This is a genomic window from Gilliamella sp. B2785 (assembly GCF_026537005.1).
GTDB lineage: Bacteria > Pseudomonadota > Gammaproteobacteria > Enterobacterales > Orbaceae > Gilliamella > Gilliamella apicola_E.
Genome location: NZ_JAFNNC010000010.1, coordinates 38,121 through 63,758, shown reverse-complemented (window position 1 = coordinate 63,758; position 25,638 = coordinate 38,121). Strand labels below are relative to the sequence as shown.

General features: G+C 37.2%; 18 protein-coding genes. 7 read left to right on the top strand and 11 right to left on the bottom strand.

From position 1 onward, the window contains the following. Positions 1 to 440 precede the first annotated feature (440 nt). From J3U24_RS10930 to J3U24_RS10920, 3 genes are all read right to left on the bottom strand, one after another. The gene (locus tag J3U24_RS10930) at positions 441 to 1,778 is read right to left on the bottom strand and encodes a hypothetical protein (protein WP_267337740.1); all 1,338 of its coding nucleotides are present in this window, start codon (positions 1,776 to 1,778) and stop codon (positions 441 to 443) included. A gap of 783 nt (positions 1,779 to 2,561) precedes the next feature. Beyond that, entirely contained in the window at positions 2,562 to 3,950 is a 1,389-nt protein-coding gene (locus tag J3U24_RS10925; protein WP_267337739.1) for a hypothetical protein, read from the bottom strand. A 609-nt stretch (positions 3,951 to 4,559) separates the two neighbouring features. Next, positions 4,560 to 6,056, bottom strand: a complete 1,497-nt coding sequence (locus tag J3U24_RS10920) for a hypothetical protein (RefSeq protein WP_267337738.1) — start codon at positions 6,054 to 6,056, stop codon at positions 4,560 to 4,562. A gap of 914 nt (positions 6,057 to 6,970) precedes the next feature. Between J3U24_RS10920 and J3U24_RS10915 the strand changes: the two genes are divergently transcribed. Next, the gene (locus J3U24_RS10915; protein ID WP_267337737.1) at positions 6,971 to 9,334 is read left to right on the top strand and encodes a membrane-bound PQQ-dependent dehydrogenase, glucose/quinate/shikimate family; all 2,364 of its coding nucleotides are present in this window, start codon (positions 6,971 to 6,973) and stop codon (positions 9,332 to 9,334) included. 398 nt (positions 9,335 to 9,732) lie between these two features. After that, a complete protein-coding gene (locus tag J3U24_RS10910; protein ID WP_267337736.1) occupies positions 9,733 to 10,566 on the top strand; it encodes a hypothetical protein in 834 nt (277 codons plus the stop codon). Between the two features lie 247 nt (positions 10,567 to 10,813). On the opposite strand, the gene J3U24_RS10905 is transcribed toward J3U24_RS10910, so the two are convergent. Then, positions 10,814 to 11,734, bottom strand: a complete 921-nt coding sequence (locus tag J3U24_RS10905; protein WP_220225776.1) for an L-lactate dehydrogenase — start codon at positions 11,732 to 11,734, stop codon at positions 10,814 to 10,816. Between the two features lie 330 nt (positions 11,735 to 12,064). Between J3U24_RS10905 and J3U24_RS10900 the strand changes: the two genes are divergently transcribed. The 4 genes from J3U24_RS10900 to J3U24_RS10885 are packed head-to-tail and all read left to right on the top strand — an operon-like array spanning position 12,065 to position 15,563. Next, positions 12,065 to 12,985 carry a metal ABC transporter substrate-binding protein gene (locus tag J3U24_RS10900; protein WP_065563387.1) on the top strand — a complete coding sequence of 307 codons (921 nt, stop codon included), beginning with the start codon at positions 12,065 to 12,067 and terminating at the stop codon, positions 12,983 to 12,985. Next, positions 12,985 to 13,881: a manganese/iron ABC transporter ATP-binding protein gene (locus J3U24_RS10895; RefSeq protein WP_081303320.1), complete on the top strand. Its 897-nt coding sequence runs from the start codon at positions 12,985 to 12,987 to the stop codon at positions 13,879 to 13,881. The genes J3U24_RS10900 and J3U24_RS10895 overlap by 1 nt, the downstream gene beginning before the upstream one ends. Continuing rightward, entirely contained in the window at positions 13,882 to 14,736 is an 855-nt protein-coding gene (locus J3U24_RS10890) for a metal ABC transporter permease (RefSeq protein WP_220225774.1), read from the top strand. Continuing rightward, positions 14,733 to 15,563, top strand: a complete 831-nt coding sequence (locus J3U24_RS10885; protein ID WP_324123775.1) for a metal ABC transporter permease — start codon at positions 14,733 to 14,735, stop codon at positions 15,561 to 15,563. The genes J3U24_RS10890 and J3U24_RS10885 overlap by 4 nt, the downstream gene beginning before the upstream one ends. Positions 15,564 to 15,598: 35 nt before the next feature. On the opposite strand, the gene dnaB is transcribed toward J3U24_RS10885, so the two are convergent. The 3 genes from dnaB to J3U24_RS10870 are packed head-to-tail and all read right to left on the bottom strand — an operon-like array spanning position 15,599 to position 18,845. After that, positions 15,599 to 17,026 (bottom strand): replicative DNA helicase, encoded by a 1,428-nt coding sequence (gene dnaB / locus J3U24_RS10880; protein ID WP_267362479.1) that lies wholly within the window; start codon positions 17,024 to 17,026, stop codon positions 15,599 to 15,601. Between the two features lie 33 nt (positions 17,027 to 17,059). Next, positions 17,060 to 17,851, bottom strand: a complete 792-nt coding sequence (truA, locus tag J3U24_RS10875) for a tRNA pseudouridine(38-40) synthase TruA (RefSeq protein ID WP_267337735.1) — start codon at positions 17,849 to 17,851, stop codon at positions 17,060 to 17,062. Then, positions 17,838 to 18,845: an aspartate-semialdehyde dehydrogenase gene (locus tag J3U24_RS10870; RefSeq protein WP_267337734.1), complete on the bottom strand. Its 1,008-nt coding sequence runs from the start codon at positions 18,843 to 18,845 to the stop codon at positions 17,838 to 17,840. The genes truA and J3U24_RS10870 overlap by 14 nt, the downstream gene beginning before the upstream one ends. Before the next feature lie 174 nt (positions 18,846 to 19,019). On the opposite strand from J3U24_RS10870, the gene J3U24_RS10865 reads away from it, so the two are divergent. Continuing rightward, a complete protein-coding gene (locus tag J3U24_RS10865) occupies positions 19,020 to 20,066 on the top strand; it encodes a LacI family DNA-binding transcriptional regulator (RefSeq protein ID WP_081299551.1) in 1,047 nt (348 codons plus the stop codon). 25 nt (positions 20,067 to 20,091) lie between these two features. Here the strand turns inward: J3U24_RS10865 and truB are convergent, their stop codons facing one another. From truB to nusA, 4 genes are all read right to left on the bottom strand, one after another. Beyond that, positions 20,092 to 20,982, bottom strand: a complete 891-nt coding sequence (gene truB, locus J3U24_RS10860; RefSeq protein ID WP_267337733.1) for a tRNA pseudouridine(55) synthase TruB — start codon at positions 20,980 to 20,982, stop codon at positions 20,092 to 20,094. 64 nt (positions 20,983 to 21,046) lie between these two features. Further along, positions 21,047 to 21,424, bottom strand: coding sequence for a 30S ribosome-binding factor RbfA (gene rbfA, locus J3U24_RS10855; protein ID WP_065733757.1), 378 nt, complete (start codon positions 21,422 to 21,424; stop codon positions 21,047 to 21,049). Between the two features lie 64 nt (positions 21,425 to 21,488). After that, a complete protein-coding gene (gene infB, locus J3U24_RS10850; RefSeq protein WP_065563379.1) occupies positions 21,489 to 24,137 on the bottom strand; it encodes a translation initiation factor IF-2 in 2,649 nt (882 codons plus the stop codon). Between the two features lie 17 nt (positions 24,138 to 24,154). Continuing rightward, complete coding sequence (gene nusA, locus J3U24_RS10845) at positions 24,155 to 25,630, bottom strand: transcription termination factor NusA (protein ID WP_065563378.1); 1,476 nt, start codon at positions 25,628 to 25,630, stop codon at positions 24,155 to 24,157. Between the last annotated feature and the right edge of the window lie 8 nt (positions 25,631 to 25,638).

Sequence of the window (25,638 nt, the reverse complement as noted above, 5' to 3'; positions counted from 1 at the left end):
GTGATTGGAAAAACACGATGCAACACTTTTTTTCGCTCATTTACGTTAACTTTTGTAAATAGGATCTAAAAAGGATCTAAATTATGATTGGTTAATTATTGTTTTAATTAAATATATTTCAATTTCAAATCTTTAGAATTAGAGCAATTGATCCTCAAAAATTTTATTTTAGGGCTTTGAATTAGAAATTTAGTGAGTTTGATATTTGAATAATTTTTTAAGTAAAATTTAAAACCTCAAAAACCCCGTTCCTCAACTTTTTTTGCGATAAAACGCCTCAAAAATAAACCCGCCTAGGCGGGTAATTGAAGTGTCGCTAAGCCACAAAATCGCTTTTTTTATGGCTAAACGACGTTGACTCGTAGCTTACTTTTAATCACTTAATACTATTTTTATCACTCCCACCCCCGCCCTAAGGATTAAGGACGAAGAAATAAAAACTAAGGATGGGAGCAAAGTCCGTAGATGTCGTAGTAGAACCAACCCACGTCACCGTCGTTGGTGTCCACGACATACTGGTCACTACCATTCGGGTCACTAGTCCAGACCCAACCGTAGCCGAAGCCAGCGCCTGAATAATCATCCATTTTGCCCCACTCCGTGAAAAAACCAGAACCTATATGACGCATGTAATACTTACTAGGTGAGGAAGGGGTGGTGCCTAAATTATTATAATTTGAATTTGTTAAATCCCTTACGCGAGGCATTCGATAACCAATACTATTACACCAAGATAATGTATTAGGATAAGTGTCATACTTAGAACCTCGGTTGACGAACCACTGCTTCAAAGTAAAACCATATTTAATAACTGGATTACCATTATTGTCTCGACCGACCAACTCGAATGTCTGAGGCAAAGATGGAGTGGAAACACGACTAGGACTGGATGAATTAATCTGGGATTGAGTAGCGTAAGGACCCGTTAAAGTAACACGTACGCTTGTAGCAGTAGAATTAGACATAGTAGCAGTGATACCTCCATGAGAAACAGGAGACCAAGACAATGGCTGACTACTACCACTAATATCTAAATCAAAGTACAATCCATTAAGACCAGTTGTAGGAAAGTTTTGACCGTAACGTGACGGGTCTGTTTCTTGAGTGAGAAAACCCTTAGCTGGGTCCCACATCGAAACCGGACCAGCATAATTACCTGTACCGTAATCCAAATTAGGTCTGACAAAACAAACCACAGACGCAGCCTTAGGATTGACGTAATAAGTCACATTACTAGCACGGAAATCACTACGATTAGGAATACCGTAACGAGTCGATAATGTACCGTCAGTACTGGATAACATAACACGATAAGGTGCGTTACAAATCTCTGGTACTGCACTACGTGATACCGTTTGACCGCTTTTATCGACGATAGATAAACTTAACGTACCTGTAGCAGTAACGCCAGAATCACCATCATCATCTCCCCAATAATTATTAGGAGGACCAATAAGAGAATTTAAATCGACTGAATTAGTATTAGTTGGGACGAACATACTTATATCAGCAAAACTCTGTCCCTCAACAGGCAAGGAGATTGGAGTTATAGATGAAGAATTGGTAGAAGGCGTATAATGTGTACCATCAGATAGTGTAATCCCGAGCAAACCGTCATTATTAACCGCACGAGTACGACCGCCATCGTAAGTTAAATATGGCTCATTTCCGTGAATAGAATTCGAGGTATTAACGGTTAATGCATGGCTAAAAGAAGGAAGTAGTAGTACGACAAAGATCAACCGAAATAATTTGGAACGATGAAACGATCGCGCCAAAATTCGTAGAATTTTGCTTGAACAGATGAAAAAATGAAGTTCTCGGAAAAATGAAAATTGGGAGCTTAACTTAGACGAATTTAAAGTATAGGTTGACCAAGGTGCATGGTGCATGGTGCATGGTGAAAATTATAATGCATAACGACATTCCTGTCAAGTAAATTTTGAATTTAATTAATGCTTTGCAGTTAAATTCTCAAAGCTAGAACAGTTAAAGATTATAGTGACAGCAAAAATACGATGCAATAGCTCTGATTAGACTTAATTGCTAACATTCGTAAAGAGAATCATGAAAATATCTAAAAAATGATCGGTTAACTATTGTGCTAATTAAAAATATCGACTTTACATACCTTTAAAAATTGGTCACTTTATCACCATAAAAATTTGTGATTTTTTTGATTTTAGATACCTCCAAAAAAACCGCTCTTCAAATTTCTATGAAGCACCTAAAAAATAAATGTGTTAAGCGATCTATGCGGAGCTGTAAAAACGTGATTTTACCCCCCTAAAAACCCCACTCCTCAACTTTTTTGGAAAAATTTAGATCTAAAAAATAAATCCATCCCAGTTAAGGGATGGATGGCTAAAGATATTATTAGAAATTTAACGTTTTTAATCTATAAAACATATTTGACTTTAGGGTCAATAACTTGATTTATTTAATATTTATTATAGTCATTTAGCTAAAAATGTATAAAAGTATCATTCCAGAGCCATTAAATTAACGATTCTTCAGCGAATTGATTTACTTTTGCTATTGAACCACCTCAATAATAAGTTTTAACGATTAACACAAACCGCATTGCCGCTGCTACTATGCCTATAAACGGAACCATTATTCAGACTTATGAGATAAGTATTACGATCATTGTTTAGGGTACCAGTCCAGTACAAATGGCCGTAAAATCTGGAATCGAGGTAGTAGCCCATCGTCCCCCATTCGGAATTCAAGCCTCCACCAATGTAACGTTGATACAAATTATTAGGTGAAGAAGGCGTAGCGCCGACTAAACCTGTACACCAATCACCTGACTCCAAACCACGACAAGATGCATTGCTTAAATCTTTTACCTGAGCCACTTGATAACCTAGACCATTACACCAAAGTACTATATTTGGATAATAATTTACCGCGGGTCCACTATTGACGAACCATTGCTTTAATACAAATCCATATTTAACCACAGGATTACCATTGCTATCACGACCAACTAACTCAAAAGTCTGAGGCAAATTAGGGTTGGTAATAGGAGTAGGAGTAGTACTCATACCAGGCTCGGTTGAGAGAGGACCTGTAAAGGTTACGCGTACACTTGTAGCTGTAGAATTGCTCATAGTCGCAGTAATATCTGCAACCTTAACTGGAGACCAAGACAAAGCCTGATTAACACCACCAATGATTAAATCAAAGTACAGTTTGTCAGCTGCAGTAGTAGGAAAGTTCAAACCATAACCTGATGGGGCAGTTGACTGAGGAATAAAGCCATTAGCTGGGTCCCACATCCAAGACGGACCTGAGAAGTCGTGAGAATTTCCAATCTCGCCTTGCTTACCATATTTTAAGTTTGGTTTAGCAAAACAAACCACCGGAACAGCCTTAGGATTAACAGTATAAGTAACACTACTTTCATTGAAAGTACTATTAGGAGGAAGACCGTAACGCGTAGTTAATTCGCCATTAGTACTAGTTAATTTTACTTGATAAGGTGCTTTACAAATATCGAGCACGGTATTACGTGTTACAGCTTGATTACTGTTATCCACGATAGATAAACTTAAACTACCTGTCGCAGAAACATCACCATCTCCATCATCATCTCCCCAATAATTATATGGCGAACCAATAAGCGTATTGAGCGCAACTGAATTGCTACCGATTGGTACAAACATACTTATATCAGCAAAGCTTTGACCTGTAGCAGGCAAGACGATTGGGGTTGTAGGTGAAGGATTGGTTGAAGGCGTATATTGCGTACCGTCAGATAGTGTAATCCCAAGCAAACCTTCATTATTAACCGCACGAGTACGACCGCCATCGTAAGTTAAATATGGCTCATTTCCATGAATAGAATTCGAGGTATTAACGGTTAATGCATGGCTAAAAGAAGGAAGTAATAGTACGACAAAGATCAGCCGAAATAATTTGGAACGATGAAAAGATCGCGCCAAAATTCGTAGAATTTTGCTTGAACAGATGAAAAAATGAGCTTTTCGGAAAAATGAAAATTGGGAGCTTAATTTAGACGAATTTAAAGTATAGGTTGACCAAGGTGCATGGTGCATGGTGCATGGTGAAAATTATAATGCATAACAACATTCCTGTCAAGTAAATTTTGAATTTAATTAATGCTTTGCAGTTTAATTCTCAAAGCTAGAACTGTTAAAGATTATAGTGACGGCAAAAATACGATGCAATAGCTCTGATTAGACTTAATTGCTAACATTCGTAAAGAGAAGCACGAAAATATCTAAAAAATGATCGGTTAACTATTGTGCTAATTAAAAATATCGACTTTACATACCTTTAAAAATTGGTCATTTTATCGCCATAGAAATTTGTAATTTTTTTGATTTTAGACGCCTCCAAAAAAACCGCTCTTCAAATTTCTATGAAGCACCTAAAAAATAAATGTGTTAAGCGATGTATGCGGAGCTGTAAAAACGTGATTTTACCCCCCTAAAAACCCCGCTCCTCAACTTTTTTTGATAAAAAACTTAAAAAACAACCCTAGTTTTACTATCCCAAAAGCTCCAGTCATAAGGATTTAGAAGTAAGGACTAAGGGTAGGTACAAATTCCATAGATGCTATGGGTAGTGTCGATCCTATCGATACTACCACTACCTGAGGCCACGTAAAACTGACCAAGAGTATTGAGGATATCTAAGTCAGTCGTCAAGTCATTAGCCCAGTACCCATAAAGGTAAAACCCAGCTCCCGAGTAGTAATCCATTGCGCCCCACTCCGTAAAAAGACCAGCACCGATTTGACGCTGGTATAAATTATTAGGTGACGACGGTGTAGCGCCGACTGAATCTTTACACCAAGAACCGTGATTAGTCCCACGGCAAGATGCATTTGTTAAATCATTAATTTTAGTAGGTCGATAGCCAATACTCTTACACCAAGATAATGTATCTAAATAAGTGCTAATACCTTGATGGATAAACCACTGCTTTAACTCAAATCCATACTTGACGACAGGGTTACCACTACTATCGCGACCGATTAACTCAAATGTTTGGGGCAAAGTAGGCTTAGAAATAAGACCAGGGTTGCTAGAATTCGATTGTGATTCAGTTGCAACAGGACCGGTTAAGGTTACGCGTACACTTGTAGCTGTAGAATTGGTCATGGTAGCGGTTATACCACCATGAGAAACCGGTGACCAAGACAACGGCTTATTACTACCTTCAATGATTAAATCAAAGTACAAACCATGAGCACCAGTAGTAGGGAAGTTTAAGTTATAAGATGATTGAGTGAGAAAACCTTTATCAGGATTCCACACTGAAGCCGGACCACGGTAGTCGTGAGAAAGACCTTTCTCATTAAGTTTACCTAATCTTAAATTAGGCCTAGCGAAACATACTGCTGATGATTCGTTAGGAGTAATATAATATGTCACATTACTGGCACTGAAATTACAACTAGTAGACTCGCCATTATTAAACGAACCAGCTGTACTGCTTAATTTAACCTGATAAGGTGCCTTACAAATATCTAACACGGTATTGCGTGATACCGCTTGGTTATTTTTATCGACGATAGATACATTTAAAGTGCCGGTTGTGTTCACATCATCCCCCGAATGAGTATACTTCGAACCGATAAAGGTATTTAATGCGACTGAGTTGATATTAGTTGGGACTAACATACTAATATCGGCAAAACTCCGACCAGGCAGCTTGATTGGGTTGTTAATTGATGAGTTATTGGTTGAAGGCGTGTATCGTGTTCCATCTGATAAAGATATTTCGAGCAGGTTGTCGATATTAACGGTACAGGTACGATTACCATTGAAGGTTAAATACGGCTTGCTATCGTTAATAACATTTGTCTGTTTAGGTTTTAGTGCGTGGCTGTAAAAAGAGAGAGAAAATAAAAGCGCAAAAAAAATCTGCTGGAATAAATTGGATCGACAAAAGAAGTACGCGATAGTTAGCTGAATGGTGCTTAAGCATGAGAAAAAATAAGCTTTCTTGAAAAATAAATATTTTGAGCTTTGCTTTGACGAATTTAAGTTATCGGTTACCGGTTGAAAATTATCACTCATGTTCGACCACCCTATCAATTGTCCTTTAAATTTATTGATATTATTTATCGATTTAATTTTAGTCGTCTAAATAAAACAATGTAAAAAGTATAGTGACTAAAAAAATTAAGGACAATATATTTTTTTAACAACCAGTCATCGTAAAGAAAAGCGTTTACAAAAAATAACACGCGATTGATATTAGTTTTTTGTGAATTTAAGGAACGAAATATTCGGACTTCAAAAAAACCGTTCCTCAAATTTTGGAGGGGAAAACTGCCTACTCGGCATAAATCGACGGTCGAGTTAGTCCATTAGTTGCACCGCATTTCTAAACTACCTACTCGGCATAAATCTAGAACACTGCATACTATAAACATTATTTGCACAAAGGCAAAAGACATTTTGGAAATTAAAAACCCTTTTTTTAATAGATTTACAATCCTATGATTTTTAATGATTTTATTTTTTAATAGAAAAAAGGGTTATTAAGCTATTTATTTTGGAATTAAAAAACCCCGCTCCTCAACTTTTTTTGGTTATAAAAAACGCAAGAAATCCTTTCAGTTTGTTTAAACTGGCGAAACATTCAATCAGACTAATATGCTTTATGTGATAAAGTATGCGTTAAACTTATACTAATAATTTGATTTTTAACCATAAAATTTATTATTTTGGGATATTAAAATACGTGAATTTTAGTCGCAAAAAAGTCAAAAAAATTTTTCATGCCCCTATTGTTTTTCTCAATTATTGAGAGCATATTAATTGCATATTTATCAGACAAGTTTTTGCCTTGTTGATGGATGATGATAAATAATTAAGGAGTTCATCTTTTACCCCCGTCGTTTTCTACCATTACTCATTAAACAACGTCAAGTTAAACTGAGAAATTTAATCAATAGTAAGATTAATATTAAGTATAAGGATTATTCATGATAAAGATAAATGGTGCTAAAAAATTTTATTTATGGCTTGTTGCCACAATTTTATTAATCAGCGGGCTGTTTTTGACCATTAACGGTGTGCGACTTGTTGCCGTTGGTGGTAGTTGGTATTTTTTATTAATGGGGTTGGTGCAAATCGTTTCCTCATTTCTTTTATTTAAGCAAAACACAAAAGGTGCATGGCTTTATGCTTTAGCTTATGCCTTAACAATTGTTTGGGCATTATATGAAGTTGGTTTGCAGTTCTGGCCGTTATTTTCTCGTTTAATGGTATTTGGTGGTTTTGCAATGCTTATTGCATTTGCTTATCCAACATTAAAGAGACATGAAACAGGCGATAATAAAGCTGGCAAAGGTGGGTATGCTGTCGGTATGTTTATTTTTGTTGCGCTTTGTGTTTCGCTCGGGTTTATGTTCCAAGAACATAATGTAATTAAAAATGCAGTACCTTTAGCCAACAATCAATTGAAACCTACAGACAATCTGCTTGATTGGAAACAATATGCGAATACCACTAAAGGGACGCGTTTTTCCGGAGCGGATCAAATTAACAAAGAGAATGTTAAAGATCTTCAAGTCGCATGGACTTATCGTACCGGTTATGTGCCTTATAACAGCGGTTCAGGTCCGGAAGATCAAAATACGCCATTACAAATTGGCCAAAATGTTTATCTCTGCACCCCAACAAATATTGTGATTGCTTTAGATGCAGATTCAGGTCAACAAAAATGGCGCTATGATCCTAAAGCATCAACCCCAAACTGGGAGCGTTGTCGAGGCTTAGCTTATTATGAAGATAGTTTAGATAATGTTAGCAATAGTAATGCGACTTGTTCAGCTAGAATCATTATGAACACTATTGATGCCCGTTTAATGGCAATCGATGCCAATACCGGTAAATTATGTGAAGATTTTGGTGATAAAGGCGTTGTGGATCTTAAGAAAAATATGGGTGATATTCCGCCAGGCTATTATGAACCGACTGCTGCACCGTTAGTAGCCAAAGATGTTATTGTTGTTGGTGGACGGGTTGCCGATAACTTTTCAATCAATGAACCAGGCGGGGTAGTTCGAGCTTTTGATGTTCATTCAGGTAATTTGGTTTGGGCGTGGGATCCGGGTAATCCAAATATTACCGATGTACCACCTGCAAATGAAACCTATACTCGCGGTACCGTTAACGTTTGGGCAACAACAGCTTACGATCCAGAGCTTGATCTTGTTTATGCTCCAACCGGTAATGCAACCCCAGACTTTTTTGGTGGTGGTCGAACTCATTATGATGATGATTTTAATTCGTCTATTGTGGCTTTAGAACGTAAAACAGGACAAATTCGTTGGACATTTAGAACGGCTCATCATGATTTATGGGATTATGATTTACCTTCCCAACCATTACTTTATGATATTCCAAATGAAAATGGTGGCGTGACAAAAGTCATTGTACAAACCACAAAATCCGGTCAAATTTTTATGCTTGATCGCGTAACGGGTAAACCTGTTGCAGAAGTCCAAGAAAAACCAGTTCCGCAAGGTAATGTTCCGGGTGAATATTATTCTCCGACTCAACCATTTTCAGTGGGGATGCCTTCAATTGGTAATGAAACCTTAACTGAGTTCGATATGTGGGGAGCAACACCATATGATCAGCTTCTTTGTCGTATTGACTTTGTTGGTTCTGAATATCATGGTCTGTTCACTCCGCCGGGTATGACTAAAACGTTACAATATCCAGGATCGTTGGGTGGTATGAACTGGGGTAGCGTGGCAGTTGATCCTCAAAACAATTTGATGTTTGTTAATGATATGCGTATTGGCTTAAAAAATTGGATGATTCCTCAAGACCAAATTCCGAAAAATTCAAGCGGGATTGAGATGGGTATTGTTCCACAAAAAGGAACACCTTTTGGTGCAATGCGTTTAAGATTTACCTCACCTCTTGGCGTGCCATGTCAAAAACCACCGTATGGCACAATGACAGCTATTGATCTTAAATCACGTCAAGTGGTTTGGCAAAAACCTTTAGGTACAGTTATGGATACGGGTATTTTAGGTATACCTATGCATTTACCTGCTCCAATCGGTATGCCGACCATTGGTGGACCAATGGCGACTAAGTCAGGTTTATTATTCTTTGCTGCTACGCAAGATTTTTACCTAAGAGCCTTTGATTCGGTTACAGGCGAAGAAGTTTGGAAAGCGAGATTACCGGTGGGTAGTCAAGGTACTCCAATAACCTATATCTCACCAAAAACAGGTAAACAATATATTGTGATTTCCGCTAGTGGCGCAAGACAATCTCCTGTGCGTGGCGATTATGTTATTGCTTATGCATTACCAGATAAAAAATAGTTTTTGGCAAAATAGATAAAATAAGCTTAATCTAGAAATGCCATTATATCGTTTAGTGTTAACGATATAATGGCAAATAAAATACAATCTAGTCAGTTTAATTTAACTATTCTATTCAACTAAACCTGATACCTTTCCTAAATTTATTGGCGAAATTGCTGCTATCACAACACCACTTTCCATTATTTCTATAATTTCCAATAATTATCCCATTACTAAATGCTTTAGTCTCAACAATCAGATAAATCTGGATTTTTGGTTAATAGTAATGCCATAATTTATCTACATGATTAAATAGTTATGAAGATGTAACATTGCAGAAAGAAAAACTTATTTCATGAAATATACTGACTGCAAAAATTGTAAATATTTAGTAATAAAAAGGATTTTATAGGAAAATGAAAAAAATAGTTTCTACTTTATGTTTAGCGATATTTTTTACTCTGTTTAACACTTATGTAGTGTTTGCGGATGATCACTCATTTAATCATAGAAAGCATTTTGATTCCTTCGATGACTTCTATCAAAGTTTACCTGTTTTATCCATGCCTATTGATAGCAATAGTACCGCCAATGGAATATATGTTGATAGCAAATTTTTTCATTTCGATGATAATGATTATAGCTATTATGATGAACCAATTGTTGAAGTCGACAAATATTATACGCTAAAAAATCTAAAAGCTATTGGTCGCTTTGAAATGGGTGATATCAAATTTATACTTTATGATTATACTTTTGCTTTTGATAGTCTAGGCGAAGGTTTCAACGAAGATAACAAATTAATTAATGCTTTTGACAAAAATGGAAAATATCTAGATGAATTAATGGTAGCAGGAAAAGATAGACATGAAGATCACATATTTTACTTTTCATCCATGATTAAAGATCAGCTATTTCATATTAAACTAGACTCTGTTTATGATGACGAAGATAAAACAACGATTGATTTAACTTATCAGTTTCGTGACAATCAGTTTTGGTTAAAAAAACCTCCTGTAGACTGTCAAACTGTAAATTTACAGCAATATTTGAATAAACTTACCGAGCAAGAGTTTGCCGATATTGATGATATCGTGGCATTTAGTGATTATATTGACTGTTATCCTATATCCGATAATTTGCAAACATATAAACAAATCGCTGAATATATTAATAATGCTAGAAGTTATTTTCTTAGTTCTGCTGAATTAAAAAAATTGCATGAAACAATTCGTATTATTGAGGAGTAAGAACGTCATTATCCAAAGATGGCGCATTGACTGGTTATCTCTTTGAGTGTGTTCAATGTGGTAAGAAAAGATTGCATATTAATTGCAACAATGACTATACACCATTTTTATGACGTTAATTTACCCAATCATCAAAAATCAAATTGTACAAGAAGCCGATTTATTAATCGGCTTTAAATAGAATCAGATAAAATGCTTATCGCTATTGGCTGATAAAAGTATGACATAAGTTTTAACTTTAATAAGATTAATTAATATGTTGAATATAACCTTTCACAATATTAATACTTGTATCAAATAGCTGTTTTTCCTGATCGTTAAAATCAAGTTGTATCACTTTTTTAATACCATGCTGATCTAAAATTGCCGGTACCCCTATAGCGACATCTTTGTACCCATATTCACCATCTAAAATACAACTTAATGCTAATGCTCGATGGCTGTTGGTGAAGATGTGTTGGCAAATTTCAGCTATCGTGCTGGCAATGCCGTATTCGGTGCAGTGTTTGTATTTGACGATTTCAAAGCCTTTATTTTTAGCTTTAGTACCAATGTCCGCAAAATTAATTTTATTTTTTTCAAGTTGATTAAGATTTATGCCATAAATTGAAGAGTGTGACCATACCGGAAATTGTGAGTCACCATGTTCTCCCACAATAAAAGCATCAATACTTTGTGGTCCGATATCCATTTGTTCGCCGAGTAATCGTCTCAGGCGAACTGTATCGAGCCAAACACCTGTACCAATGACGCGATGACGAGGTAAACCAGATAGTTTCCAGACTTGATAAGTAATTGCATCACACGGGTTTGTGGCAATTAGGAATATGCCTTTGAATCCGCTTTTCATCATGTTGGGAATAAGATTAGCCATGATTTTAGATGTGCCTGACAGCTCTTCTGCCCTGCTTTTTTGTGCCAGCCCTGAGGTGACAGTAATAATGGCTATATCGATATCAGCACAGTCCGTCGATTCACGTAAACTGACTTTTATCATGTTTTGGCGATAAGCGGCGGCATCGAGTAGATCTTGTGCATGACCGTAGGCTAAGTCTTTATTAAGGTCGACTAGTGCGATCTCTTCACAAAATCCACGATTGACTAATGTATAAGCGGTGGTTGAACCGACATTTCCTACACCAATAATCATTACTTTACGTAGTTTCATATTTAGCCTCGTTATTTATAAGTTGTCATTCTACTTTTTTGATGGAGTGCGATATCATCTCCAGTTTAACACTACATTATCTATCGTTCTAATAGATGTAGCTGGCTACGCTTTTTTTGTATTTTTGTTTAATATTGAGTAATAAAAAATTTGACTTTTATTTTATTAATGATAATAATTCTCATTAACATTTAAAATATCATTTTTGCATTTTTAAAGTAATAGGGAGTGATCTAGAAAAGGATTTCGTACATTTCTGATCGTTTATCTACAGCTTATTTTCTGTACTTGATTGAGTTCGAACAGATAGTATACAATAAGGATTAATCAATGAAATTCAATTTTTTTAAAAGCCGTAAGACATTATTAAATGCGATTTTAGCATCGCTACTGGTTTTGACGGGTCTGACCAATTCATCATCAGCTGATGAGAAAAAATTTAAAGTTGTTACCACATTTACTGTTATACAAGATATTGCCCAAAACGTGGCTGGTGATGCCGCAGTTGTGGAGTCAATCACTAAAGTTGGCGCCGAAATTCATGAATACGATCCTACACCACAAGATATTAATAAAGCACTGTCTGCCGATTTGGTGTTGTGGAATGGTTTAAACTTAGAACTTTGGTTTGAGCGCTTTTTTGAAGATATTAAAGATGTGCCTTCAGTTGTCGTAACAGAAGGCATTGAGCCAATGCCGATTCAAGAAGGTAGCTATAAAGGTAATCCAAATCCTCATGCTTGGATGTCACCAACACTTGCTTTAACTTATGTTGAAAATATTCGTGCGGCTTTGGTTAAATATGATCCGAAAAACGCCGAAATATATAATAAGAATGCCGCAGAATATGTGGCAAAAATTAAGGCGCTTGATGCCCCACTTCGTGAGCGTTTAGCTAAGATCCCTGAATCACAGCGTTGGTTAGTGACCAGTGAAGGCGCTTTTAGTTATTTAGCACGTGATTATAATCTTAAAGAGGCGTATCTCTGGCCGATTAATGCCGAGCAACAAGGTACACCTAAACAAGTTAAGCATCTTATTGATTTAGTGCGTGCTAATAATATACCTGTTTTATTTAGTGAGAGTACGATTTCTGATAAACCTGCTAAGCAGGTAAGTAAAGAAACTGGCGCTACTTATGGTGGTGTGTTGTATGTTGATTCACTTTCTACTAAAGATGGCCCTGTTCCTACTTATATCGATTTATTAAAAGTGACGGTTGAAACAATCGCTAAAGGATTCGAAAAATAATGACTCAAATTTGCTTAAATGTTGATGATATTACCGTGACCTATAATAATGGCCATACAGCAATTCATGATGCGAGTTTTCGTTTGAATGGTGGCACTATCTGTGCACTTGTCGGCGTTAATGGTAGTGGGAAATCGACACTATTTAAAAGCATTATGGGGATGATAAAACCCACTAAAGGACAAGTGACGTTTAATGATATTTCGGTAAAACAAGCATTAAAGCAAAATATTATTGCCTATGTTCCTCAAACTGAAGAAGTCGATTGGGATTTTCCGGTTTTGGTATCGGATGTGGTGATGATGGGGCGTTATGGTCATATGTCTTTTTTACGAATACCAAGTAAGGAAGATAAAAGACAAGTCGATCTGGCACTAGAACGAGTCAATATGTTAGATTTTAAGCATCGCCAGATTGGTCAACTTTCTGGCGGTCAAAAAAAACGTGTCTTTTTAGCTAGAGCTTTGGCTCAACAAGGTAAGGTGTTATTGTTAGACGAGCCATTTACGGGCGTTGATGTGAAAACCGAAAATGCCATTATCGATCTGCTTAAAGATCTTCGTGATGAAGGCCATTTGATTTTAGTTTCTACCCACAATTTAGGTAGTGTGCCAGAGTTTTGTGATCAGGTAGTGTTGATTAATCAAACCGTGTTGGCTTTTGGTGAAACTAAAACAACATTTACCCCACAAAATTTGATGATGACATTTGGTGGCGCACTACGTTATTTAAGCTTGTCTGGTGAGCAATTACACCAAGATGAAGATCCTCGTAAAATGTCTATTTTAACTGATGATGAGCGGGCAGCTATATTTTATGGTGAAGGCAATGATGACTCTGCTCACAAAGATTTTCTAGTCGAACCAACTGTTATTGAAACTAAAGGGCAACACTAAATGGAACTGCTTCTTGAACCTTTTACTTATGGCTTTATGTTAAAAGCCATTTGGGTAAGTAGTATTGTTGGTGCAGCTTGCGCATTTTTGTCGGCGTTTTTGATGTTAAAAGGCTGGTCTTTAATGGGCGATGCTCTTTCGCACTCAGTAGTGCCCGGTGTGGCAGGTGCTTATGCGCTTGGCTTACCTTATTCAGTGGGCGCTTTTTTTACCGGTTTGTTAGCAGCTTTATCAATAACAATTGTACGTGCTTTCACTCGTTTAAAAGAAGATGCCATTATTGGTTTTATCTTTTCGACCTTTTTTGCTATTGGTCTTTTAATCATTTCACTAAATCCAACTTCTGTTAATGTGCAAACTATTATTTTTGGTAATATTTTGGGAATTGATGATAGTGATATGTGGCAAGTACAAATTATTATTTTAGTTTCACTGATTTTGCTACTGTTTTTTTGGAAGGATCTGTTAGTGGTCTTTTTTGATGAAACTCATGCTCGTTCAATTGGCTTAAAACCATTACAGTTAAAGATTCTTTTTTTTACTATTTTAAGTGCCTGTACTGTTGCTGCACTGCAAACGGTCGGTGCAATCTTGGTCATAGCGATGGTAGTAACCCCTGGCGCGACGGCTTACTTACTTACCGATAGATTTTCACGGTTGTTAATTATTTCAGTTATCATCGGTGCGCTGACGAGTGCAATTGGCGCTTGGATCAGTTATTTCCTTAATGGTGAAACAGGTGGTGTGATTGTGACATTACAAACTTTAGTCTTTTTGGCAGCATTTTTATTTGCACCAAGACAAGGGTTGATTTCACGCCGAATCAGCCAAGCAAGACAAGGAGGTTCAGTATGATATGGGAACTTATCTATCATCCTCTTACAATTCCTTTTGTTCAACGTGCCATTCTAGCTGCGCTAGCTACTGGTATTGTTTGCGCCCTACTGTCATGCTTTTTAGTGTTAAAAGGCTGGTCGTTGATGGGCGATGCTATTTCTCACGCGGTATTACCCGGTATTGTACTTGCTTATTTAGCTGGGATCCCTTTAATAATTGGTGCATTTGCGTCGGGGTTATTTTGTTCGGTTGCTACTGGTTACATTAAAGATAACAGTCGAATAAAGGAAGATACTGTAATGGGCATCGTTTTTTCGGGAATGTTTGCTTTTGGTTTAGTGCTGTTTTCTAAAGTGGAAACGTCGCAACATTTGAATCATATTTTATTTGGTAGTGTGTTGGGAACAAGCTATCAAGAACTCATCCAAATTATTACGATTGCAAGCATTGTTTCGATTTTAGTTATCATTAAACGCCGTGATTTAATGCTGTATTGTTTTGATCCCGTACAAGCAAGAGTAGTTGGTTTGCCAGTTAAATTATTACATTACGGTTTATTAAGTATTTTAGCATTGACTATTGTTGGATCACTTAAAGCTGCAGGTGTTATTTTGGTGATTGCGATGTTAATTGCGCCGGGCATAACCGCATTTTTATTGACTAAACGTTTTGAAAAGATGTTAGTGATTGCAGTAATTGTATCGGTATTTTCGACAGTAACGGGTACTTTAATCAGTTTTCATATAGATGCGTCAACCAGTGCTTGTATTGTGATTTTACAAGCAGTGATTTTTACTCTTGCCCAGTTTTATCGGTTCTACGCTAATAAAAAAATAAGGCGTTAATTGAAGTATTGTTTTTCACATTTACGATACTTCAATTATTCGTCATCCAAATATTTACCCGCATCAGCGTAATTATCAAACCTTGAGAATTGACCTTGGAAAGTTAAGCGTACTTTACCAATTGGACCATTTCGCTGTTTACCTAAGATGATTTCTGCAATACCTTTATGTTCTGATGCTTCGTTATATACTTCGTCACGATAGATGAACATAATTACATCGGCATCTTGTTCGATAGATCCTGATTCACGTAAGTCGGAGTTAACTGGTCGTTTATCGGCGCGTTGTTCTAAGCTTCGGTTTAGCTGTGAAAGAGCAACAACCGGAATTTGCAACTCTTTGGCTAATGCTTTTAATGAGCGTGAGATCTCGGCGATTTCAAGCGTTCGGTTTTCTGATATGTTTGGTACTCGCATCAGCTGTAAGTAATCGACCATGATCATACTTAATCCTTTATGTTCACGGTAAATTCGTCTTGCTCGTGAGCGTAGCTCCATAGGGGTTAATCCTGATGAGTCATCAATGTAGATGTTTTTCTTTTCCAGCAGTAATCCCATGGTGCTCGATATTCTTGCCCAATCATCATCTTGTAGTTGGCCTGTACGAATACGAGTCTGATCAACACGTGATAACGAGGCCAGCATACGCATCATAATCTGTTCTGATGGCATTTCTAAACTAAAGATTAGTACCGGCTTATCTTGCATCATAGCGGCGTTTTCACAAAGGTTCATCGCAAATGTGGTTTTACCCATTGATGGACGAGCGGCAATAATAATTAAGTCTGAACGCTGTAATCCTGCGGTTTTTTTATCTAAATCAAGGAAGCCGGTTGAGACCCCTGTCACTCCATCATGTGGACGCTGGAATAACTCTTCAATTTTTGCGACGGTAGCTTCTAGCACATCGGTAATATTTTTCGGTCCTTCACCCTGCTTAGTACGGCTTTCGGCAATTTGGAAGATTTTGCTTTCAGCTAAGTCTAAAATTTCGGTACTGTCTCGGCCTTCAGTTGAGTAACAGTTATCAGCAATTTCATTTGAAGCACTAATCAGTTCCCGCAATATCGCTTGCTGGCGAATAATGTCGGTATAAGCCACTACGTTAATGGCGCTTGGTGTGTTTTTCGATAACTCAGCTAAATAAGCAAACCCACCCACATCAACAAGTAAGTCTTTACTTTCTAAGCTTTCAGACAAAGTGATTAAGTCAATCGGGGTACCACGACTGACTAAGGTATGCATTTCTGAAAATATGAGTTGGTGATGACGAGAATAAAAATCACGGTCGGTAATCATTTCAGCAACAACATCCCAACGCTGATTATCCAGCATTAGGCTACCAAGCACAGCTTGTTCTGCCTCAATTGAGTGAGGTGGTAATTTTATATTTTGTACTTTTGATTTTTTTGCGTCTTGATTTTTGAGTTCTTTATTTGAATCATCAGTATTCATTGCATTCATCTTTTTATTTAATTTAATCTATAGCTAATTTGCTTACTTTATAAATAATGGCCCTAAAGCGCAATCAGGAATTTGATATTCTAATGAATAATCTACCTGAACCAAATATAAACCTTCAGGTTTCGCGGTTGCTGCAGCTTGAGTACGATCTTTCGCTTTTAATAGCTCATCAATCCACTGTGGTGGTTGATTACCTGCACCAACCTCTAACAAACTTCCGACAATATTGCGTACCATATGATGTACAAAGGCATTTGCTTTGATATCGACAATAACATATTCACCCTGTCTTGTAACTTGAATATGATGAATATTACGCCAGGGCGTTCGCGATTGACACTGTGCAGCTCTAAATGATGAAAAATCATTTTCACCTAATAAATATTGTCCCGCTTGGTGCATCAGTTCTTCATTTAATGGCAGATAATAATGCGTTACGCCTTTGGCCAAAATTGCTGGACGATAACGATGATTATAAATCACATATCGGTAACGTCGAGCCGTTGCGCTAAATCTAGCATGAAAACTGTCATCCACACTTTTTGACCACCGTACAGCGATATTGTCAGGAAGATGAGAGTTTACGCCCATTGTCCATGCTGCCTCACCGCGCTGAGCGTTGGTTTCAAAATGAATTACTTGCCCTGTGGCATGTACACCAGCGTCGGTTCGTCCTGCACAAAATACGGCTATTGGCTCGTTAGCTATGACAGACAAAGCCGATTCTAATCTTTCTTGAATAGAGTCAACGTGCTGTTGTCGTTGCCAACCAAAATAGCCACTACCATCATATTCGATACCTAATGCAATTTTAGAGGTAGTCATTAATCAGGATCTCAAGTGTCTCGATTAACATTAGTCCACCTAAGTAACGGATATTATCTGCTACTGACCAAAATTGAATTTGTTCATAATTTCCATAGCTGTGTCGTAAATTAGCGAGTTTAATGGTTAAGTTCTTTTCACCTTCGGTATTGACTTCGGTTACTGGGGTTGGTAAATCTTCACTTTTTACTTCAACGCCAAATTCACTAAAACGAGCCATGTCTAATTCAATGGGTAAGCTACTGGAAACATTCACCGCTTGAGCTAGTCCATAAAATACCGGCACAATAACGGATTCAATTGAAATAGGTAAATCATAATTACTTATCACTTTACGAATTTGGTTAATTTGAGTGTGTTCACCTAAACTTTGGTGATCAGACTCATGCGAAAGCGGTAATAAGTTAAAGGCAAGTTGATTGTCAAATAGCTCGTTATCAACTGGCATTCCATTGAGTAATCTAGCGCTTTGTCCTGCCAGTTCATCCACACCTGGCTTGCCATATAATGATGAAGGAATAAAGCTGGTTAAATGGAGATTAGTCAGTAATTGAATATCGGTTAGTGATGCAACGCAACGTAATAATTGAGATACGGTTGGGCTTGCAACAGCAATGATATTTTCATTGCGATATTCGGTTAATACGCTGTTATTTACTTTAGGTACAATTAATGGAATATGGTCTTGATCAGCAAAAAATCCGCTCGCATCAATAACGATACAACCTGCTTGAGCAGCTGCTTGAGCATATTTTTCGCTAGTTTTAGTACCTGCAACAAAAAAGGCAAAATGGCATTGGCTCCAATCCATTTGCTCGCTATCAATGACGGTTAAATTTTTACCGGCAAAACGAACTACTTCGCCAGCGCTATTATCGCTACCGACTAAATAAAGATTTTCAATTTCAATAGTTTTTGAGTCATTTAATAACTCAATTAGCGCAGAACCTACTTGTCCTGTCGCACCAACAATGGCGATATTCCATGCAGACATATGATAAACCCGAATTAAAGTATTTAATGGCAATTATACCACTTTATTGTTAAAGATTTTGGAAAAAAGATATTTTCTAAATTTTGGAATCTTGCTCGAAAAATTGAATTTTTGTTGATTACAATTTTAATAATCCTCGTTAAAGTAATTTTATATTTAACTAAATTTATAATTATGGCGAAGATCTCATTATCGATGATAGCGAAAGAGGCAAAGGTTTCAATCGCATCTGTATCAAGAGTATTAAGAACACCCAACCTAACATCTCCACAAACTCAATTTCTGGTTTATCAGGCGATGAAGGCTTTAAATGTTGATCTATCAAAAAATTTAAAAGATTATCAACCCGTTCATGAAAGCAATAAAATTTTAGTTGTTGATAATCAGCTTATCTCTAAAAGCTTAATCAATTTTGGTATTGAGCAAGTTTTACATGAAGCTGGGTTTCAACTGTTTTATTTACAATTTCCTTATAAGGTTAAAAATGATCTCTATTATTTAATTCAATATATTAAGCAAAATTGTTTTATTGGCATTATCATTATAAATCAAGCTCCCTACCTTACCCAGCTATATAGTTATAAAAATTCATTACCACCCATTGTATTTGTTAATCATTTTAAGAAGAATTTTACCTGTGTTCATTTCGATCATCTGACAATTGGATATCAAACCACTCAGCATTTAATTGAGCAGGGGCATAATAAGATCGCAATTTTTATTAATAGCGATAAAAATACTAACTCCTCATTTTTCTTGCAAGGCTATCAACAGGCTTTTCAACGAATCAATATGCCGATCGATAGTGATTACGTCATTCAAGGTTGCCTTACGTATGAACATGGGCGAGATGCCATTAAGACACTACTTCAAAGCAATAAGCCGCCGACAGCCGTTATTTTTGAGGATTTGAGTAGTCTCTCTTGTTATGATTGTTATCATACGCAAAATTATTTATCGAATTATCGTTCACTTTTTGGCGCATTACACCAAGTCAAAAAGAGCCAATCACAATTACTACATCCGCTGGCGATTACTTATATTAGCCATACCAATGATCTTCAATATAATGAATTAGATCAATTGAGTAGAGTCAATAAGCCTTTATACAAAATGGGATGTAAATCAGCACAATTGTTATGTGATCTTCTTGAACATAATATGACATCATTATCACAATGCCATACTATTGATACCGAAATGTTTTTTACTAATTGCTAATATTTTAAATGGATTAACGATTTAATTAGGATGTTGAAATTAATCTTTTAGGTGACAATTTATTAAAGATTTGAGTTCCTGCACCAATAAATTGTTGGCCTTGATAAATTCTGACTAATGTTTCAACACTTACACTGTTTTCAACAATTACGGTTCTACCTAATAAAATGTCTTTACCTTGGCTTTCACTTAATACCACTTTAGGGCGATCTTGTAGTGGGCTATCGACTGGCATAAGCATTGGTTCATTTTGCAATTCATCTAGGGTGATCATATTATCGATAGGATAATTTGATACTTGTAGACGTCTTAAATAAATTACATGTGCACCACAGCCAAGTAATTCACCTAAATCATCAATAATGGTACGAATATAAGTCCCTTTTGAACAATGGATTTCTAAGGTTAATTCGTGCTTAGTTGAATCGTATTGGATAAACTGGTTGTCATAAATTGTAATGGGTCTAGCTTCTCGCTCTATAACAATACCTTGGCGAGCATATTCATAAAGTGGTTTGCCTTGATATTTTAAAGCCGAAAACATGGTTGGAACTTGTAAAATATCACCGCGAAAATGAGTTAATGCTTCGTCGATTTGTGATTGAGTGATATTAACCGATCTAGTAGAAATTATTTGACCATCCGCATCAGACGTATCGGTACGTTCACCCAATTTGGCGATCACGCGATAGCGTTTGTCAGAATCTAATAAGTATTGTGAAAATTTCGTCGCTTCACCAAAACAGATAGGTAACATCCCAGTGGCTAATGGATCTAGCGCGCCAGTATGCCCTGCTTTTTTTGCGTTGAATAATCTTTTCACTTTTTGTAAGGCATCATTTGATGTCATGCCTTGTGGTTTGTCTAATAACAAAACGCCGTGAACATCACGGCGAGTTTTTTTTATATTCATCATCGATATTTTATTTGAAACGGATCACACTCCTCAATATTTTTTACAATATTGAGCAATTTTTTTATTAATCTTTATGACGTTCGTTATCTTGTTTAATAACATCAGATACTAGAGTAGACATCTGCATACCTTTAACAAGTGATTCATCATAAAAGAATTTAATTTCAGGAATAATTCGTAAACGCATTGCTTTACCAATGAGTGTTCGAATATACCCTTTAGCATCATTTAAGACAGTCAATCCTTGCTCGATAACTTGTGGATCATCATCGTTTAAAAACGTTACAAACACTTTTGCATAAGAGAGATCACGTGAAATATCTACACCCGAAACCGTTACCATGCCTAAACGTGGATCTTTGATTTCACGCTGTAAAATAATCGCAATCTCTTTTTGTAATTCGTGTCCGACCCGAGACGATCGATTAAATGCTTTTGCCATATCTATTTTCCTTAAAATGTGAATAAGCAAGGTTTATAAAAACCTTGCTTATTTAGCGTATTAACTAAATAGTACGCTGGATTTCGACAGTTTCAAAGACTTCGATAGTATCGCCAACGCGAACATCATTGTAGTTACGAACACCAATACCACACTCCATGCCGTTACGAACTTCGTTAACGTCATCTTTGAAGCGTCGTAATGATTCAAGTTCGCCTTCATAGATAACCACGTTATCACGTAATACACGAATTGGGTTATGACGTTTAACTACGCCTTCAGTTACCATACAACCAGCGATTGCACCAAATTTAGGTGATTTAAATACATCACGCACTTCAGCAAGACCAATAATCTCTTGCTTGTATTCTGGAGCAAGCATACCGCTCATGGCTTGTTTAACTTCATCAATTAAGTCATAAATAACTGAATAGTAACGTAAATCTAAGTTTTCAGCTTCAACAACTTTACGCGCTGAAGCATCGGCACGAACATTAAAACCAAGGATAATAGCATTAGATGCTGCTGCAAGTGATGCATCAGTTTCGGTAATACCACCTACGCCTGAACCAATGATTTTAACTTTAACTTCATCTGTTGATAGTTTAAGTAATGAATCAGAAATTGCTTCAACCGAACCTTGTACGTCAGCTTTAAGGACGATATTAAGTTCAGATACGTCACCTTCAGTCATGTTAGTAAACATGTTTTCAAGTTTCGCTTTTTGTTGACGTGCAAGTTTAACATCACGGAATTTACCTTGACGATATAAGGCAACTTCACGAGCTTTCTTTTCATCACGTACAACTGTTGCTTCATCACCTGCTGACGGTACACCTGAAAGACCTAAAATCTCAACCGGAATTGATGGGCCCGCTTCGGTAACTTCTTTACCTAATTCGTTGCGCATTGCACGAATACGACCATATTCAAATCCACATAATACGATATCACCTTTACGTAAGGTACCTGATTGAACAAGTACTGTAGCAACAGAACCACGACCTTTATCAAGGAATGATTCGATAACGACACCGCTAGCCATACCTGATTCATAAGCAGTAAGTTCAAGTACTTCTGCTTGTAATAAAATCGCTTCAAGTAGTTGGTCAATTCCCGTACCAGCTTTTGCTGAAACATGAACGAACTGAGTATCACCGCCCCAATCTTCTGACATCACGCCATATTGAGCAAGTTCACCTTTGACACGTTCCGGATCGGCTTCTGGCTTATCAATTTTGTTTACTGCAACAACAATTGGTACATTTGCCGCTTTCGCATGTTGAATCGCCTCAATAGTTTGTGGCATCACACCATCATCAGCGGCAACAACTAATACCACGATGTCGGTTGCTTTAGCACCACGAGCACGCATTGATGTAAATGCAGCATGGCCTGGAGTATCTAAGAATGTGATTTCTCCGCTTGAGGTTTTAACATGGTAAGCACCGATGTGCTGAGTAATACCACCAGCTTCGCCTGAAGCAACTTTTGCTTTACGAATATAGTCAAGTAGTGATGTTTTACCATGGTCAACATGGCCCATGATAGTCACAACAGGTGCGCGAGAAACTTTTTCTGCACCAGTATCACGGTCGCTCATTAGTGATTCTTCAAGTTCGTTTTCACGACGAAGTACCACTTTGTGTCCCATTTCTTCAGCAACAAGTTGAGCGGTTTCTTGGTCAATAACCTGATTGATGGTTGCCATTGCACCCATTTTCATCATGGTTTTGATCACTTCTGAACCTTTTACTGCCATTTTGTTAGCAAGTTCGGCAACAGTGATGGTTTCACCAATAACCACATCGCGGTTAATCGCTTGAACCGGTTTAGTAAAGCTTTGTTGTAAAGTACTTTTGCCTTTCTTCTTGTGGCTACTACGCGTTACGGCACGCGCTTCTTCACGTTCTGCTTTACCTTCTGATAATTTGCTCGATTTTTTCTGTTTAGTCTGTTTGCTACCGCGTCCACGACCACGACCACCTTCAACTTCACGGTCGGTATCATCTTCAGCTGCACGAGCATATTTAGATGTAGTGACATGATAGTCATCATCATCACTGTTATCTGTTTCATCACTATCGCTATATTGTTCAGCAAGTTTGCGCGCTTCTTCCGCCATGCGTTTGGCTTCTTCTTCAAGTTTACGACGGTTTTCTTCTTCCGCTTTACGCTTGATTTCGTTTGCTTCGGCTTCTAAGCGAGCTTTTTCTTCTTGCGCTTTTTTCACTTTTGGATCAGCTGCTTGTTCTTGAGCAACTTTCGCTTTTTCTTCTTGATTGCGTTTTTTAGCTTCGGCTTCTTCGCGTTTCTTCTGCTCTTGAGCCTCTTGTTTAGCTTTTTCTTCAGCCTCTTTACGTGCTTTCAATTCAGCTTCTTGTTTCGCTTTTTGTTCCGCTTCAAGACGCGCTTTCTCTAATTCAGCAGGATCTTGTTTCACGATAGTGCGTTTTTTACGAACTTCAACTTTGATTTCTTTACTTTTGCCACCACCGCTTGACACATTTAGTGTTGAATGTGTTTTACGTTGTAAAGTTAATTTTGTTGGGCCTTGCTGAGGTTTTAAATGCGCAAGCAAAGCTTCTTTTTCCTTTTGAGTAACAGTATCTGATGCAGTCTTTTTCATTCCGGCATCAGCAAACTGTTGCAAAAGTGTTTGCACTGGTGTATTTATTTCTTGAGCCAGTGTTTCGATTGATACTTTGGTCATGTATAACTTTCCCTCAATTATTCATTTGCAAACCAACAAATATTACGGGCAGCCATAATAAAATCGCCAGCTTGTTTGCTTGTTAAACCTTCAATGTCTGTAAGATCATCTGTACCTTGTTCAGCTAAATCTTCTAGAGTCACAATATCTTGTTGTGCTAATTGATAGGCTAATTCTTGTGTCATACCTGGTAGATCTAATAGATCTTGTGCAGGTCGTTTATCACCACTGTGAGCAAGTGCGATAGTCGTTAAGGCATCTTTTGCTCGATTTCTTAATGCATCAACCAGTTCTTCATCAAGTTCTTCAATTTCAAGTAACTCATCTACTGGTACATAAGCAAGCTCTTCAAGTGAAGTAAATCCTTCTTCAACTAAAAGTTGTGCAAGATCTTCTTCAATATCTAAATGTTTCATTAGGTTATTGATTGCTGCGAAAGATTCTGCTTGGTGTTTTTCTTGAAGATCTTCAGTACTCATGACGTTTAACGTCCAACCAGTAAGTTGTGATGCTAAACGGATATTTTGTCCATTACGGCCGATAGCTTGCGGTAAGGTATCGGCATTAACGGCAACATCCATAGTGTGTTTGTCTTCATCAACTACGATAGATACTACATCGGCTGGTGCCATAGCATTAATAACATATTGAGCTGGGTTATCATCCCATAAAACAATATCAATACGTTCACCACCAAATTCATTCGAAACAGCTTGAACGCGAGCACCTCGCATACCAACACATGCACCAACAGGGTCAATACGGCGGTCATTACTGCTAACAGCAATTTTAGCGCGAGAACCTGGATCACGAGCAACACCTTTGATGTCGATCATCTCTTCGCCGATTTCAGGTACTTCTATACGGAATAGTTCTTCCATCATTTCAGGATTTGAACGACTAACACAGAGTTGTGCTGGTTTATTATCTTGTTCTACAAGATATAAAATACCTCGAACACGGTCACCAATTCTGAAGTTTTCACGTGGTAACATATCATGGCGAGACATCATTGCATCAGCGTTATTACCTAAATCAAGGATAACACTATCACGGTTGGTCTTTTTAACAATACCCGTTACGATATCACCAATTCGGTTTCTAAACATGTCAATAACCATAGCACGCTCAGCTTCGCGTACTTTTTGAACGATGACTTGTTTAGCTGTTTGTGTTGTAATGCGGTCGAATGCGACTGATTCAATTTGTTCTTCAACATAGTCACCTACTTTTACATTAGGATCTTCAAATTGAGCTGCTTCCAATGTGATTTCTTTAGTAGGTTGAGTCACTTCATTAACCACTAACCAACGGCGGAACGTATCATAATCACCCGTTTTGTGGTCAATTTTTACGACAACATCTATATCAACAGTATGTTTCTTTTTAGTGGCCGTTGCTAACGCGGTTTCTAGCGCTTCGAAAATTTTGTCACGTGTAAGTGCCTTTTCATTAGATACCGCTTCAACAACAGCTAAAATTTCTTTATTCATCCTTTACA